The sequence below is a fragment of the Pokkaliibacter plantistimulans genome, assembly GCF_003194385.1.
Lineage (GTDB): Bacteria > Pseudomonadota > Gammaproteobacteria > Pseudomonadales > Balneatricaceae > Pokkaliibacter > Pokkaliibacter plantistimulans.
In genome coordinates, this window is the sequence record NZ_LAPT01000128.1 from 1 (window position 1) to 14,901 (window position 14,901).

At 57.4% G+C, this 14,901-nt stretch carries 13 protein-coding genes and 1 pseudogene; 10 read left to right on the forward strand and 4 right to left on the reverse strand.

Annotated elements, in window-relative coordinates:
• Both WH50_RS22940 and WH50_RS22945 read left to right on the forward strand, forming a co-directional pair.
• Positions 1-119 (forward strand): annotated as a pseudogene (locus WH50_RS22940) (IS5/IS1182 family transposase); the annotation flags it as partial.
• Positions 120-149: 30 nt separating this feature from the next.
• Entirely contained in the window at positions 150-578 is a 429-nt protein-coding gene (locus WH50_RS22945; RefSeq protein ID WP_110189529.1) for a hypothetical protein, read from the forward strand.
• Positions 579-670: 92 nt separating this feature from the next.
• Here the strand turns inward: WH50_RS22945 and mgrA are convergent, their stop codons facing one another.
• Positions 671-1,717, reverse strand: a complete 1,047-nt coding sequence (mgrA, locus tag WH50_RS22950; protein ID WP_110189530.1) for an L-glyceraldehyde 3-phosphate reductase — start codon at positions 1,715-1,717, stop codon at positions 671-673.
• 256 nt (positions 1,718-1,973) lie between these two features.
• Here mgrA and WH50_RS22955 point away from each other — a divergent pair, with 256 nt between their 5' ends.
• On the forward strand, positions 1,974-3,161 hold the full coding sequence (locus WH50_RS22955; RefSeq protein ID WP_207780444.1) for a NupC/NupG family nucleoside CNT transporter: 1,188 nt from the start codon (positions 1,974-1,976) through the stop codon (positions 3,159-3,161).
• 375 nt (positions 3,162-3,536) lie between these two features.
• The gene (locus WH50_RS22960; RefSeq protein WP_110189532.1) at positions 3,537-4,472 is read left to right on the forward strand and encodes a sensor domain-containing diguanylate cyclase; all 936 of its coding nucleotides are present in this window, start codon (positions 3,537-3,539) and stop codon (positions 4,470-4,472) included.
• 26 nt (positions 4,473-4,498) lie between these two features.
• On the opposite strand, the gene WH50_RS22965 is transcribed toward WH50_RS22960, so the two are convergent.
• Positions 4,499-5,098 (reverse strand): TetR/AcrR family transcriptional regulator, encoded by a 600-nt coding sequence (locus WH50_RS22965; RefSeq protein WP_110189533.1) that lies wholly within the window; start codon positions 5,096-5,098, stop codon positions 4,499-4,501.
• Positions 5,099-5,198: 100 nt separating this feature from the next.
• On the opposite strand from WH50_RS22965, the gene WH50_RS22970 reads away from it, so the two are divergent.
• The 6 genes from WH50_RS22970 to WH50_RS22995 all read left to right on the forward strand — a co-directional run bounded on the left by WH50_RS22970 (position 5,199) and on the right by WH50_RS22995 (position 13,163).
• Positions 5,199-6,686 carry an efflux transporter outer membrane subunit gene (locus WH50_RS22970; RefSeq protein ID WP_110189534.1) on the forward strand — a complete coding sequence of 496 codons (1,488 nt, stop codon included), beginning with the start codon at positions 5,199-5,201 and terminating at the stop codon, positions 6,684-6,686.
• 38 nt (positions 6,687-6,724) lie between these two features.
• Positions 6,725-7,912, forward strand: coding sequence for an HlyD family secretion protein (locus WH50_RS22975; RefSeq protein ID WP_207780445.1), 1,188 nt, complete (start codon positions 6,725-6,727; stop codon positions 7,910-7,912).
• A 13-nt stretch (positions 7,913-7,925) separates the two neighbouring features.
• On the forward strand, positions 7,926-9,467 hold the full coding sequence (locus WH50_RS22980; RefSeq protein WP_110189535.1) for a DHA2 family efflux MFS transporter permease subunit: 1,542 nt from the start codon (positions 7,926-7,928) through the stop codon (positions 9,465-9,467).
• A gap of 255 nt (positions 9,468-9,722) precedes the next feature.
• Complete coding sequence (locus WH50_RS22985) at positions 9,723-9,941, forward strand: hypothetical protein (RefSeq protein WP_110189536.1); 219 nt, start codon at positions 9,723-9,725, stop codon at positions 9,939-9,941.
• 11 nt (positions 9,942-9,952) lie between these two features.
• Positions 9,953-11,404 (forward strand): putative bifunctional diguanylate cyclase/phosphodiesterase, encoded by a 1,452-nt coding sequence (locus tag WH50_RS22990; protein ID WP_110189537.1) that lies wholly within the window; start codon positions 9,953-9,955, stop codon positions 11,402-11,404.
• A 127-nt stretch (positions 11,405-11,531) separates the two neighbouring features.
• Positions 11,532-13,163: a methyl-accepting chemotaxis protein gene (locus tag WH50_RS22995; RefSeq protein ID WP_165838534.1), complete on the forward strand. Its 1,632-nt coding sequence runs from the start codon at positions 11,532-11,534 to the stop codon at positions 13,161-13,163.
• A 55-nt stretch (positions 13,164-13,218) separates the two neighbouring features.
• Here the strand turns inward: WH50_RS22995 and moaB are convergent, their stop codons facing one another.
• Both moaB and moaA read right to left on the reverse strand, forming a co-directional pair.
• Positions 13,219-13,752: a molybdenum cofactor biosynthesis protein B gene (gene moaB / locus WH50_RS23000; RefSeq protein ID WP_110189539.1), complete on the reverse strand. Its 534-nt coding sequence runs from the start codon at positions 13,750-13,752 to the stop codon at positions 13,219-13,221.
• A gap of 80 nt (positions 13,753-13,832) precedes the next feature.
• A complete protein-coding gene (gene moaA / locus WH50_RS23005; RefSeq protein ID WP_110189540.1) occupies positions 13,833-14,894 on the reverse strand; it encodes a GTP 3',8-cyclase MoaA in 1,062 nt (353 codons plus the stop codon).
• Between the last annotated feature and the right edge of the window lie 7 nt (positions 14,895-14,901).

The following is a 14,901-nucleotide window of genomic DNA, read 5'->3' on the forward strand; positions in this document are numbered from 1 at the left end:
TGGATCAGCGAGACAGAGCGAAAGATTTCGAACGTCAGGTGGCCGAACTGCAGGTGCGAGCAGCCATCCTGAACCGCTTCACGCAGCTTGGGACACCGATGACGGTGCGTATGCCATAAATTCGTCTGGGGAAAGGGGCTTTGTAAGCTGTGCTCTATTTATGCAACAAAGCCTACTCATACCATAAATATGACGAAGAAGGTGGCGAAGTTGGCATTGATCGACTGGTTGTAGTAGAGCTAAAAAAACCTGGAATTGCAATAAGCACAGATGAGAAGGCCCAATGTTGGAAATATGTGAGTGAACTACTTAAGAAAGGCCTAATCAGCAGAGATACCAAAGTAACTTGTTTTGTATTAGGTAGCGAAATAGACCCTTTTGAACGTGATGCGAGAAAAGAAAACAACGACAGATGCACTATTCAGCCATTGGATTACCAAGTCGTAATTGCACGAGCTAAAAGCCGTTTATTAAGGCTATATGATCGTGTAAAAGGAGCCCCATTTCTGGAGAAACAGCGAGAAGAGCTTGATAAAGAAAGCCAACAGAACGTAATAGACTTCGAGAAACAGGCATAGCACTGGGTAAGTGAATATACCGTCACCAAGCCACACAAAACACAAAGGGAGGCACCAACCTCCCTTTGCTTATCCACGCTTTACCCTACCCGCTATTTCTTTCTGGCTGGCCCCGGACGCTCTGCTGATGCCGCCCAGATATTGATATTGGCATCATTGGCATAACGGTCGATTTCCGCCAGCTCTTCCGCGGTGAAATCACGGTTTGCCAGCGCACCCACGCAGTCTTCCACCTGTTCAGGGCGGCTGGCGCCGATCAGTGCGGTGGTGACCCGTCCGCCGCGCAGCACCCAGGCGATGGCCATCTGCGCCAGCGTCTGGCCACGGCGCTCAGCAATGGCATTGAGCTTACGAATATTGTCCAGCACGGTATCGCTGAGAAACTCTTCACGCAAGGATTTGCCCTGCGTCAGGCGGCTGCCTTCCGGCACGCCGTGCAGATACTTGCTGGTCAGCATGCCCTGCGCCAGCGGGGAAAAGACGATGGAGCCCACGCCCAGTTCGTCCAGCGTATCCAGCAGGCCATCCTCTTCCACCCAGCGGTTAAGCATGGAGTAGCTGGGCTGGTGGATCAGGCAGGGCGTCCCCAGCTCACGCAGAATCGCCACGGCTTCGCGGGTACGCTGTGAGTTGTAGGAAGAGATGCCGACATAGAGCGCGCGGCCGGAGCGGACAATCTGGTCCAGTGCCATCATGGTTTCTTCCAGCGGCGTATCCGGGTCAAAACGGTGGGAATAGAAGATATCGACGTAATCCACCCCCAGCCGCTTCAGGCTCTGATCACAGCTGGAAATCAGGTATTTGCGGCTGCCCCACTCACCGTAGGGGCCGGGCCACATGTTGTAGCCCGCCTTGGTGGAGATCACCAGCTCATCCCGGTAACCGGCAAAGTCGGTCTTTAAAATGCGGCCAAAGGCCTCTTCGGCGGAACCTGCGGGAGGGCCGTAGTTGTTGGCCAGATCAAAGTGGGTGATGCCCAGATCAAAGGCTTTGCGGCAGATGGCGCGCTTGCTGGCATCGGCCGTGTCTTCGCCGAAGTTGTGCCATAGCCCCAGTGACAGCGCTGGCAGTTTCAGCCCGGAGTGTCCGCAACGGTGATAGGTCATGGACTCGTAACGGTGGTCAGATGCTCGCCACATGGCAGATAGGTCCTCTGTTGGAATTGTTGTCGATGAACTGGCTATCGGGTCAATCGCGGGTGCTCAGCGGGTTATTCTAGAGGCATGGGGAAGTTAATCCACCCTAGTTCACTTATCGGTTCCCCTCCGCCAGAGCAGATAAAAAAACGCTGCATAAATTTAACCAGCCGGACGGAATATGCCGTTCCCGCGCATGAAAGCAAGCCCGCCCTGTGGTTAAATAGCGCCCCTTCTTCATTGCTGGAATCTCCCTGGAATGCTCTCCTCACTCCTTCACTTCGTGATGGCGCTGGTGGTGATCCTCGCCCTGGCGCTGCTGGTCAGCTATGACCGTCGCAAGATTCGTCCCCGCTTTGTGCTGCAGCTGCTGGTGGTGGAAACCGCGCTGGCCTGGTTCTTCCTGCACGCCGAATACGGCCTGACGGCCGTCAATGCTGTGGCGCGCATGTTCGATGCGCTGATGGCCTATGCAGGCCAAGGCACCGAGTTTGTGTTTGGCAATATGAGCGGCCAGGGTCAGGCCTTTGTCTTCCTCAAGGTGCTGTGCCCGATCATCTTTATTTCTGTGCTGATCGGTATCCTCCAGCACTTCCGTATTCTGCCGCTGATCATTCGCGGTGTCGGCACCGTGCTGTCAAAGGTGAATGGCATGGGCAAGCTGGAGTCGTTCAACGCGGTCAGCTCCCTGCTGCTGGGGCAGTCGGAAAACTTTATCGCCTACAAGGGCATTCTCGGTGAGCTGTCGTCGCGCCGCATGTACACCATGGCCGCCACGGCGATGTCGACGGTGTCCATGTCTATCGTCGGCGCCTATATGTCGATGATTGAGCCACGCTATGTGGTGGTGGCGCTGGTGCTCAACATGTTCAGCACCTTCGTTATCCTGTCGCTGATCAACCCCTATCACCCCGCTGACGAGCCCGAGCCGGTGCTCAGCCACCTGCATGAGCAGCAGAGCTTCTTTGAGATGCTGGGGGAATATATTCTGGCGGGCTTCCGTGTCGCCATGATTGTGGCGGCCATGCTGATCGGCTTTATCGCCCTGATTGCCCTGCTCAACGCGCTGTTTTCCGCCATCTTCGGCCTGAGCTTCCAGCAGCTGATGGGCTATGTGTTCTATCCGCTGGCCTGGGTGGTCGGCATTCCCGCTGAGGAAGCCCTGAAAGCAGGCAGCATCATGGCGACCAAACTGGTCTCCAATGAGTTCGTTGCCATGCTGGAGCTGCAGAAAATCAGCGCTGATTTCTCTGCCCGCGCACTGGGGATTCTGTCGGTCTTTCTGGTGTCGTTCGCCAACTTTGCCTCTATCGGCATCGTCGCGGGCGCCATCAAAGGCGTGCATGAAGGCCAGGGCAACGTGGTATCACGCTTTGGCTTCCGGCTGGTTTACGGCGCAACACTGGTCAGCCTGCTGTCGGCGGCCATTGTCGGTCTGGTGCTGTGAGCCTGATCGGCAGATAGCACGTTGCTCGCAGCCATAACGAAAACGGCGGCCCGATAATGGGCCGCCGTTTTTCCTGCTAATCCCCACTCTTCTGCGTGCTGCGTACTTCCGCCCCGATCAACGTCATTAATGACGAACCCCACGCCACCCCCTTGACGTTCTGCCCTCCAGCGCCTACCACCTTATAACGTGCTTACGATCTGCAGCATGCTCCACGCAGTGTGAAAAGACATTCGGATACGCATTCACCCAAAGAACGCTACCTCCTTTGCTCTTTTCACCTTGCCCAGAAACTGCTCGCGAGATTGTAAACACGCCACCACTGTCACATCGCTGTATGCCATGACCTGATAACGACAAAAGGTAGACACCGCCGTGGACATCAAAACGAACGAGCATCTGCAAAAGGTATTGATCGAACATATCGCCGCCAGCGAAAACGGCATCGCGGTACTGGATGCCAAAGATCAGGTCATCTTCTATAACCAGGCTTTTCTCAATGCGTTTGGGTTGCAGAATTGTCCGGTATATAAGCAGAGCTACGATGACCTGCTGAGCTGGATGTTTACTACCGGCGTAGGCATGAAAGCCCACACCCACAAACTGGAGGACTGGCTGGCCTATATTCACAGCCAGTACCGTTCAGCGCCCTTCCGCAACTATGAGGTAGAGCTGGTTGATGGGCGCTGGTTGTTGATGACAGAACAGCTCAACCCGGATGGCGAAGTCGTGCTGGTCTGCAACGACATTACCCTGTTCAAGCGGGTCGAACTCGCACTACAGAAAGCGCAGATTGAGCTGGCCAGACAGGCCATGACCGACGAGCTGACTGGCCTCCCCAACCGCCGCCATTTTATGCAGCAGCTGGACAATGAATGCCAGCGCGCGCACCGCTACGGCCATGCCACCAGTCTGGCAGTAATCGACATTGACCACTTCAAGAAGATCAATGACGGCTATGGCCATCTCAAGGGCGATGATGTACTTCGTCATTTCGCCGAGGTGCTGACGCAGCAGCTGCGCAAAAATGATGTAGTCGGCCGTTTGGGCGGCGAAGAATTCGCCCTGCTGCTACCGGAAACCAGCCAGGACAGCGCCCGGGCCGTCATTGCTCGGTTGCAACAACGGCTCGCCGGGGAAAACCTGGAAAGCATTGCTCCCGGCTTTAGCTACACCTTCTCCGCCGGGGTGGCGGAGTGTCAGTCAACCCCGCAGTTCTGCTGCACCGACTGGATACGCACTGCTGACGAAGCCCTGTATCAGGCCAAGGCGGCGGGGCGCAACTGCGTGGTGGTGTACGGTAAGGCGTAACGGTGATAACTAATGCAGTACCACTGTTACGGCGCATAGCCACGCAGGAACATGGATACCGCGTCCGCCACTGACTGATTAATTCGCTCCTGTGTCGGCAGGGTATCCGTTGCCCCCAGCATGAACTCCTGATACTCGCTCTCAAACATGCCCAGCAAATGAGCTGCCGCCGTTTCGGGTCGACCTGGACGCAGGCGCCCGGCCAGCATCTCCTTGGCCAGAAAAAAAGCCAGCTTATCTACTTCCTGCCCCGGACCTTCTTTATACAGCCGCGGACCAATGCCGGTGCGTTGTGCTTCCGTCATCATGATGCCACGTAGCGTGACGATGTCCGGTTTCAGCACATTGGTCAGATACTGTTGGCCAAAGGTCTGCAAAATGTCGCTCAGATCCTGGCCCTCAATCAGCGGCTCAAAGGCCGATGACAGACGCTCTGCCACCAGCGTTTTGATCACTTCCAGAAACAGCTCCTCCTTAGACGGAAAGTAACTGTAGAGGGTAGGCTTCGACACCCCTACCCGCGACGCAATCTCAGCCATTACGGTTGGTGCATAGCCCTTCTCCAGAAAGACTTCCGATGCTCCCTGCACAATAGCCTTACGCCTAGTTTCGCTTTTTATCCTCATTCGGCCTCCATAACTTAACTATTGAGTTAAATTTAACATTGACAGACTTCGTATACAAGGATTATAACTTAACCCATAAGTTAAGTTATGAGCACCAGAAATGAAACCTCTACCCCATAACCGTCTTCCTCCGCTTAACCATTGCTGCCTGGCACTGCTGCTGGGCGTAACCCTGGCTGGCTGCGCCAGCGTTCCCGATCTGGGCCAGCTGCCAGAACTGAACACAACACAGCAACTGCCCAGCAAACACAGCCTGTCAAATAGCCTACCTATGTCTAACACCGAATCTCCATGGACCGAGCAGAGCTGGTGGCAGCGCTATGCCGATCCCCAGCTTAATGAACTGATAGCGCAAGCTCTGCAGGATGCACCCGATCTGCAGACCGCCCGTGCACGTATCCTCAAAGCAGCGGGCTATGCACAGCAGGCCGGTGCCAGCCTGCTGCCCGCCGTCAATCTGGATACCAGCGTCAGTCGCCTTAAACAGAGCTACAACAATGGTGTGCCCGAGGCGGTGGTGCCTCAGAACTTCAACAATGCCTCACGGGCCGCACTGGATTTCAGTTATGAACTCGACTTCTGGGGTAAAAACCGTGCGGCAGTCGCTGCGGCCACCTCGGAACTGGCAGCAGCTCAGGCCGAAGCGGCCCAGACCCGACTGGTGCTGACCACTGCCATAGCATCCGCCTATGCCGAACTGGCTCGTCTGCATGCCGATCGCGATGCGGCTCAACAAGCAGTGACCGTGCGTCAGCACAGCCTGACCTTACTGCAGAGCCGCCAGCGCAATGGTCTGGAAACCATGGCCAGTGTGCGTCAGGCCGAATCGCGGCTGGCAGAAGCCAAGGCTGATCTGCTGGCAGCCGATGAGGCCATTGTCATGCAACGCTACCAGCTGACGGCGCTGGCCGGGGTGGGTCCGGACCGGGCCTTGTCCATCACCCGCCCGACTATCGACCTGAGCCAGCAACAAACACTGCCCTCTGATCTGGATGCTGAGCTGATTGGCCACCGTCCCGATCTGGTCGCAGCACGTCAACGGGTGGAAGCCGCCGCCAAAGGTATCGAGGTAGCGCGTGCAGGCTTTATGCCCAACGTTAACCTCAGTGCCTATGTCGGTATGCAGTCGTTGGGTAGCCTGGACCTGCTGACTCAGGGCGGCTCCGAAATCGCGGGCATCGGTCCGGCGATCAGCCTGCCCATTTTCCGGGGCGGCCAGTTACAGGGCGCTTATCGTGTAGCCCGAGCCGACTACGACAGTGCGGTGGCCAGCTATAACCAGACGCTGCTGCAGGCACTGCATGACGTCGTCAGTGCGGTTACCCAGCAACACTTGCTGACACCACAGCTGCAACAGCGTCAGGCCGCACTGGAGACCGCAGAAGAAGCCTATAAGTTGACCGATGCCCGCTATGAAGGGGGCTTGGCCAGCTATTTAGCCGTGCTGACGGCAGAGGATGGCGTCATCGCCAGTCGTCGTGCTCTGGCTGATCTGCAGAGCCAGTCCTTTGCTCTGGATGTCGCCCTGATCAAAGCCCTGGGCGGAGGCTATCACGCTGCCTCTCAATCATCCGCCAGTCACCAGTAAGCCCAATCGACAGCAAACACGCCGCCAAGGATTTAGTCATGAACAAGCCCATCGACAATATCACCATCAAGGTTTCCACCATTAACGAATCCAAGTACAGCCAAATGGGTAATCCTGAGTCAGTACAGACACCACCGTCCCGCCGTAAAGCCCTGTTTGCTGCACTGGGGCTGGCCGTTGCCGTCGCCGGCGCGAGCGCCCTGAGCTATTGGGAAATCGTTGCCTCCCAATACGTGGAGACTGATAACGCCTACGCCGCAGTGGAATCTGCTCAGGTCATGTCGGCTGTCACGGGTACCGTGGCCGAAGTGGCTGTGAAAGACTCACAGGCAGTGAAGAAAGGCGACATTCTGGTGGTGATTGACCCTGCCGACGCCAAACTGGCCCTGGCGCAAGCCGAAGCCAATCTCGACAGTGCTATTCGTCGTGTCAAAAGCTATCAGGCCAACGACGCCCGGCTGGGTGATCAGGTGTCATCCTTTGATGAGGAAATCAAGCGGTTACAAGCACAGCTGGCCTCTGCTCAGGCGGATCTGAAACGCGCCAGTATCGACCTGCAGCGACGTAAGGCACTGGTGGAGTCAGGGGCAGTGTCGGGTGATGAGCTGACTCAGGTGCAGAATGCCTATGCCAGCGCCCAGGCCAACGTCAATGCCGCCAAGGCTGCGGTGGCTCAAGCTACCGCCAGCCGCAATGCGGCCATGGGTGCCCAGCAGGCCAATGCGGTACTGATCAGCGATGCCTCGCTGGCCAACAACCCTGAGGTGGTGCTGGCCCGTGCCAAGCGTGATCAGGCTCAGCTGGATCTGGACCGTACTATTATCCGTTCGCCGGTCGATGGCATTGTCGCCCGACGCCAGGTGGAGCTGGGCCAGCGGGTCCAGCCCTCTTCACCGCTGCTGACCGTCGTACCGGTACAGAACATGTATGTCGAGGCTAACTTCAAGGAAATCCAGCTGAAACAGGTAAAAGCCGGTCAGAAGGTAGAGCTGATCAGCGATTTGTACGGCAAAGACGTGATCTATCACGGTGTGGTGGAAGGTTTTGACGGTGGTACCGGAGCGGCCTTTGGTCTGATTCCGGCACAAAATGCCACCGGTAACTGGATCAAGGTGGTACAGCGCTTGCCGGTTCGTATTGCTCTTGATCCCAGCGAGCTGCAGCAGCATCCGCTGCGTGTCGGCCTGACCATGACCGCCAAGGTCGACCTGCACAGCAAGTCCTGATCAGGAGCTCATCATGTCAAACGCTGCAGCCCACCATCCTCCCGCCCTGCAAGGTGCCCTGCTATGGATCAGTGCCGTTATTCTGGCCATGTCCAACTTTTTTGCAGTGCTCAACATGACCATCGCCAACGTCACCCAGCCGAATATGGCCGGTGCTCTGGGCGCCAGCACCAGCCAGGGCACCTGGATCATCACCGCCTATGCCGTTGCGGAAGCCATCACCGTTCCCATGACCGGCTGGCTGACTTCCCGCTTCGGCGGCGTGAAGGTCTTCGCAGTCGCGGTATTCATGTTTGGTATCGCTTCGCTGCTGTGCGGCATGGCCACCTCACTCAATATGCTGCTGCTCATGCGCGTCATGCAGGGGATGGCCGGTGGCCCCATCATGGCACTGTCGCAAACCCTGCTGCTGCGTATATTCCCCAAAGATAAGGCGATGATGGCTACCGGCCTGTGGGCAATGACCAGCCTGCTGGCCCCGGTTTGCGGCCCGGTGCTCGGTGGCTGGATCTGCGATAACTACAGCTGGCCCTGGGTCTATATGATCAACGTCCCTCTGGCGCTGCTGTTTGGTGTGGCAAGCTGGGCGCTGCTCAAGGCCTATGAAGATCCTCTGGTAAAAAACCGGATGGATGTGGTCGGTTTTGTACTGCTGGTAGTCTGGGTCGCCGCCTTACAGATCATGCTCGATGAAGGTAAGGATCTGGACTGGTTCGCCTCCGAGGAAATCTGCGTGCTGGCGGCGGTGGCTGTTATCGGCTTCCTCAGCTTTGTTATCTGGGAGCTCACCGAAGAGCACCCGATAGTCGATATTCGCGTCTTTCGCCATCGTGGTTTCACCGCCAGCATGGTCGTGCTCGCCCTGGCCTTCGGCTGCTTCTTCGGTCTTAACGTACTGACGCCGATGTGGCTGCAGTCCAACATGGGGTACACCACTACCTGGTCGGGCATTGTGGTGGCCTGGGGTGGCCTGCTGTCCGTCATCTTCTCCCCCATCGCTGCCAACCTGTCGAACCGCATTGATTCGCGCTGGCTGATTTTTATCGGCTGCACCTGGCTCGGCTGTGACACCCTCTGGCGCTCTTTTGCCAGCCCGGATATGGACTACTGGTCGATCTGCATTCCGCTGTTCGTCATGGGTCTAGGCATGCCGATGTATTACATCCCCATCACCGGACTGGCGATGGGCTCAGTGGAAGAAAGGGAAATGGCCTCGGCGGCAGGTCTGATGAATTTCGTGCGGACCATCGCCGGTGCCTTCGCCACTTCTCTGGTGACCACCTTCTGGCAGGACGGCCGCTATATTGCCCATGACCAGCTGGCCAGTGTGGTTGACCCTTCTGGCGACCTGTACAGCCTGATCAGTTCCGCCCCTGGCGAGGCCGGGCAGATGGCACGGGAGATGTTCAACAACATGGTAACCGGGCAAAGCATGATGCTGGCCACCAACAGCCTGATGCAGACCATCGCCATTATCTTCTTCATTGCCGCATGCGCTATTGCTCTGGCCCCTAAAGCCAGTCGCAGCGTCGATGCCGCTTCGGTAGGACATTAAACAAAGCAACACCGTACAGTCTGACTGTTCAGGTTCGGCCCGGTGGTGATCACCTCACCACCGGGCCGCGAAAAGCGTACGCATGGTCATGATGGGCAAATTCAGCGGCATATCTTCCCGTACCGGCCGGAAGTGGCCGCCTCTGGCTACTCCGCCCCTGACGTCGTGGTGCCCCCCAAACAGCCATACACAGCACTTTGAATATCAGGTGACATTCACCACGGACGCCACCTATGCACGAAATGAGAATGCCCCATGCGCAATAACCCATCTGCATTTCAACAGCAGCGCCACTTTGCTCCCAATCCATCGCTGGTCAGCGGCTACCGTGATGCTGAGCGATCTGGCACGTCGCACAATGTTATGTATCACCCCACTATGTCCGCCGTCGGTATCTCCCCTGAGGTTCTCCGGCAAGGCCAGACCGCCACGCATTTACAGCAGATGCATGGTCGCTTCGAGCTGACTTTCTAGGAGCTTCCCCCATGACGCATAGTTCCGGGCTCTTGCCTGCGCCGTTACCTCAGGCACAGCTCTGCTGTGAACTGGTTCAGTCCCTGAGCGAGAAGGAGGCGCCCCCCTGGCAAGAGTTAGAGACAATCTGTCCGATTATCCGTGAAGTGGTGCGCCATCAGGCGACCCATGATCCCCAGACGGGGTTGCCCAATCTGGATCTGCTGATGGAGCGGATCGATACCGCTAAGGCGCAGAGTCGGCCATGCAGTCTGATTTTTCTGGTGATTAACGACTTCGCCGAGATTGCTGAACACCATGGTATTGCTGCCGCCCTGCATACCATCAACGTTACCTCCGAGCGCATCCGTGAAGCGGTGCGGCAGCAAGGCGATGCAGCACGCATTCAGGGCGAACTGTTTGCCGCCATTATTGATGGCGATGATCCACAGGCAGTCGCCCATAACCTGTGGCTGACCCTGACCAGCCCGATCCCCTGGCAGATGGCAGAGCTGCATCTGGTGGTAGCCGCCGGGCTGGTGACCAGCGATGAGATTCCCGGCACTGCAGAAGAGTTAGTACGTGCTGGCTACGCGGCCGCCAAGGATGGCCTGAGTCACCATGCCGGCGGTGGAGTCAACCTCTATTCAAGCAAACTGGGTGAACAGCTGGATCGTCAGTATCAGGTGGTTTCACGGCTCAGCTCGACACTGGGCAACGACGGCCTGTCGCTGGCGCTGCAGGCCAAAGTTGGCGCGCGCGACGGCTGTCTGCAGGGCGCAGAAGCGCTACTACGCTGGCACGACGAACAGTTGGGCTCGGTGCCTCCCAACGAATTCATCCCTCTGGCAGAACGCAATGGCATGATCACCCACCTCAGCGCCTGGGTGCTGCGCGAAGCGCTGGCGATTGCCACTGCCTGGAATCAGGCGGGTCTGCATATCAGTATCGCGGTCAATCTGTCTGCGCTCGACCTGCAGCACCCACAATTGATTCCTCACATTCAGTCGGCGCTGGACAGTTCGGGGTTCGATCCGGCCCGACTGGTCATCGAACTGACCGAGTCGGCCGTGGCCAAAGATCCCGATCTGGCCATCCAGCAGTTGCTGCAGTTGAAGAGCATGGGCATTGCTCTGGCACTGGACGATTTCGGCACCGGCTATTCGTCCCTCAGCCATCTGCGCCGCCTGCCCATCGACAGTCTCAAGATCGACCGCTCCTTTGTGGCTGACACCCCACACAATGCTGACGCGGTGGCCATTGTCCGCTCTATTGTGGTGCTGGCTCAGACGCTCGGTATGCAAACCGTGGCCGAAGGGGTCGAAACTCTGGAGCAGGCGCTGTTTCTGCGTGACCTGGGCGTAGACACCTTACAGGGCTATTTATTCAGCCGCCCCCTGGAGGCAGAGCAGTTTATTGCGCTGGCGCTGCACCGCCATGCACATTTTCGGGAGTTGCTGGCGCGGCCATCGACCTTCCCCTGAACAACCTGGTTTTGCCAGGGAATATAACCAGCCAACTCTTAAACGTTAAAGATCAGACATCAATAGTGAATGCTGTGCACGTGCAATCGACACGTCCGGAGCACAGGATGAAATGCGGGCCACTACCATGCAAAAGCTCTTCAAAGATATTTCTATCTACAAAAAAATACTGTCGCTCACCTTACTCATGGCCTTACTGGTCATCTACACCGCCTGCTACAACCTGGTGATGATGAAAGGGCAAATCCTTGAGGAACGACAGGTACAAAGCAAAGGCATCGCCGAACAGGCTGCCAGTCTGATTGGCTACTATGCAGACCAGGCCAGACAGGGGGCTCTCAGCCTGGCAGAGGCCCAGCAACGGGCTAAAGAAGCCATTGGTGCCATGCGTTATGCCGACAACAACTATGTTTTTATCCTGTCCGAACAGGGCACCTTCGTCATGCATCCGGTGCTGCCCACGCTCAACGGCCAGAATCTCAGTACCATCAAGGATGCCAGCGGCAACGTTTTTCTGCCGCCACTGGTGAGGGAAGTCCGGCAACATGGGGAAGCGTCCAGTCAGTATTACTGGAGCAAGAGTGGCCAGACCACTGCAGTGCCCAAGTTGACCTATGCCATGCAAGCACCGGCCTGGGGCTGGATCACCGCTACCGGGGTCTATCTGGATGATGTCGATGAGCTGTTCTGGCAGGAGGCACGCAAGTTTATCGCCATTCTGGTGGGCGCATTTCTGTTCATTGCCTACATCAGCCGCGAAATCAATCACAGCATCAGCCTGCCATTGCGCCGCGCCCTTGGGGTTATCGAACAGATGGCCGCAGGCAACCTGACCTGCCGCCTGAACCACCATGCCCGGGATGAGCTGGGCCAGCTTAGCCAGTGCCTTGACCAGTCTCTCGATAGCCTGCAGCAGCTGATTGGCTCCGTTCGTGAGCAAGCATCACATCTTGACCAAAACAGTGCCGAACTGTCGGCTGCAGCGGAGCAAAGCAGCAAGGGCGTGGAACAGCAGAATAATGAAACTCACCTGCTGGTTACCGCCATGCAGGAAATGGCCGCCACCTCGGTGGAGGTATCGCAACACGCCACCAACACTGCCCGAACCACACAGGAAGTCAGTGACCGGGCCCAGGCAGGCAAGCAACTGGTGCAGAAAAATATTGAACAGATTGGCGTACTGGCCAGCTCAATTGCCGCTTCTGCCGACACCGTTACCATGCTGGAAAAGCAGGGTGAAGAGGTCGGAGTGATCCTGCAACAGATTACTTCCATCTCCGATCAAACCAACTTGCTGGCCCTGAATGCGGCTATTGAGGCCGCACGGGCAGGTGAACAGGGTCGTGGTTTTGCGGTAGTCGCTGACGAAGTACGTACGCTGGCGATGCGCACCCGACAATCGACGGAAGAAATCACCCAACTTAACGAGCGTCTGCGTCAAGCCTGTCAGGATGCGGTGCACTCCATGCGGCAGGGCCTCCAGCAGGCAGAAAGCAGCGTGCAGCAAACGGAAGAGAGCAGCGCGCACTTCGACGTGATCGCAGGCAAGATCAGTGAAATACGCGACATGAATACCCTGGTCGCCACGGCCGTACAGCAACAAAGTTGTGTGGCGGAAGAAATGAGCCGCAATCTGGTCAATATCGCCACTATTGCCCAGCAAACGGACGGCGGCTCCAAGCATATCGCCCAGCAAAGCCGACTGGTGGCCAAACGCGCCGAAGAGATGCAACAGTGGATTGCGCGGTTCAGCATTTAACCCTGAGCTGGCGCCCAGCAGGGCGTCAGCTCCTCTGCCTTTAACTGGGCGCAGCTCAATGCGGCGCGGTGGTGGCCTGTGTCAGTGGCATGACCATTTCCACAAAGTTGCAGGGGCGGTGACGGCTATCCAGCTGCTCACGAATAATGTGACGCCAGGCGGTACGGCATGCGCCGGTCGAACCCGGTATGCAGAAGATCAGGGTACGATTAGCAACGCCTGCCAGCGCGCGGCTCTGAATGGTGGAAGTCCCCACTTCCTGATAGGAGAGCTGACGGAACAGCTCACCGAAGCCCGCAATGGTTTTGTCTAACAGCGGCTGTACCGCCTCAGGGGTAGAGTCGCGGGAGGTAAAGCCGGTGCCGCCGGTGATCAGCACCGCATGAATGTCAACATCAGCAATCCACTGTGAAAGCACCGCCCGCAATGGGTAGATGTCATCCTTCACAATGGCCCGGGCATATAGCACATGCCCGGCTTCCTCCAGCCCTGCGGCCAGGGCATCCCCCGAACCATCGGTGGCCGAGGTACGGGTGTCGGAAACGGTCAGTACAGCAATATTGAGTGGCGTGAGAACCTGCGAGTGCATCGTGATCAGCTCATTGTGGATAGCCAGAAAAAACCAAGGAAAAGCAGAAAGCCGATGCAGTGCAGCGTCGACGCAACGCGCTAGCCGCCCGTCATATTCATCAGTCGCAGCACCTGCGGCGGCGCATCGAGGCTGAAATGATGGCGTTCGGGCTTGATGCTCATGGCCGCCAGCAGGGTCTGCCGCAGGTGCTGATCGTCGCCGGGAAACTGGCGCAGCACGGCTTTGAGATCAACCGCATGCTCATTGCCCAGACACAGCAGTAATTGCCCTTCTACCGTCACCCGTACCCGATTGCAGCTAGCGCAAAAGTTATGGCTGTGAGGGGAAATAAACCCCACCCGGCTGTGCTGACCGGCGATACGGTAGTAACGTGCCGGTCCACCACTGCTTTCCGAAGATGCAATTAGCCCGTAACGTGGCTGCAAACGTGCCAGCAAACGGTCGTTGCCCAGGTAGCTGGTGGCCAACTGTCGCGTATGCACCTCGCCCAGCGGCATTTCTTCGATAAAGCTGATGTCCATACCACGCTGCAGGGCATAGTCGAGCAAGTCTTCCAACTCCCCGACATTACCGCCCTGCTGCACCACCGTATTCAGTTTGATTCGCTCAAACCCTACCGCCAGCGCCGCTTCAATACCACGCAGAACCTGTGGTAGCTGGTCACGACGGGTCATGGCTAAAAATCGCGCAGGATTCAGGCTGTCCAGGCTGATATTCAGACGCTGTACCCCGGCAGCCCTGAGGGCGGGCGCAAAACGCTGTAGTTGCGAACCATTAGTGGTCAGCGTCAGTTCCGCCAGCCCCGGCATTGACCCAAGCTGCTCTATCAGCTGCATTACATTCGGTCGCAGCAGTGGCTCACCGCCGGTCAGGCGAATCTTGCTTACCCCCAAGGCCACAAAATTACGGGCAAGGGACGCCAGCTCCTCCAGGCTCAGCACCTGTGCGCGCGGCAAAAAGCGGGTGTCTTCGTTCATGCAATAAACGCAGCGAAAATCACAGCGATCCGTGACCGACAGGCGCAGGTAGGTCACCCGGCGGCCAAAATTGTCGATCAGCACAGCTGTGTCGGTCGGCGCCCCGGCTGCTGCTGCAGCCAAGGCGGGTGGGGTGTGTATCGAGCGGGATGGGATGGGCATGCGGCTT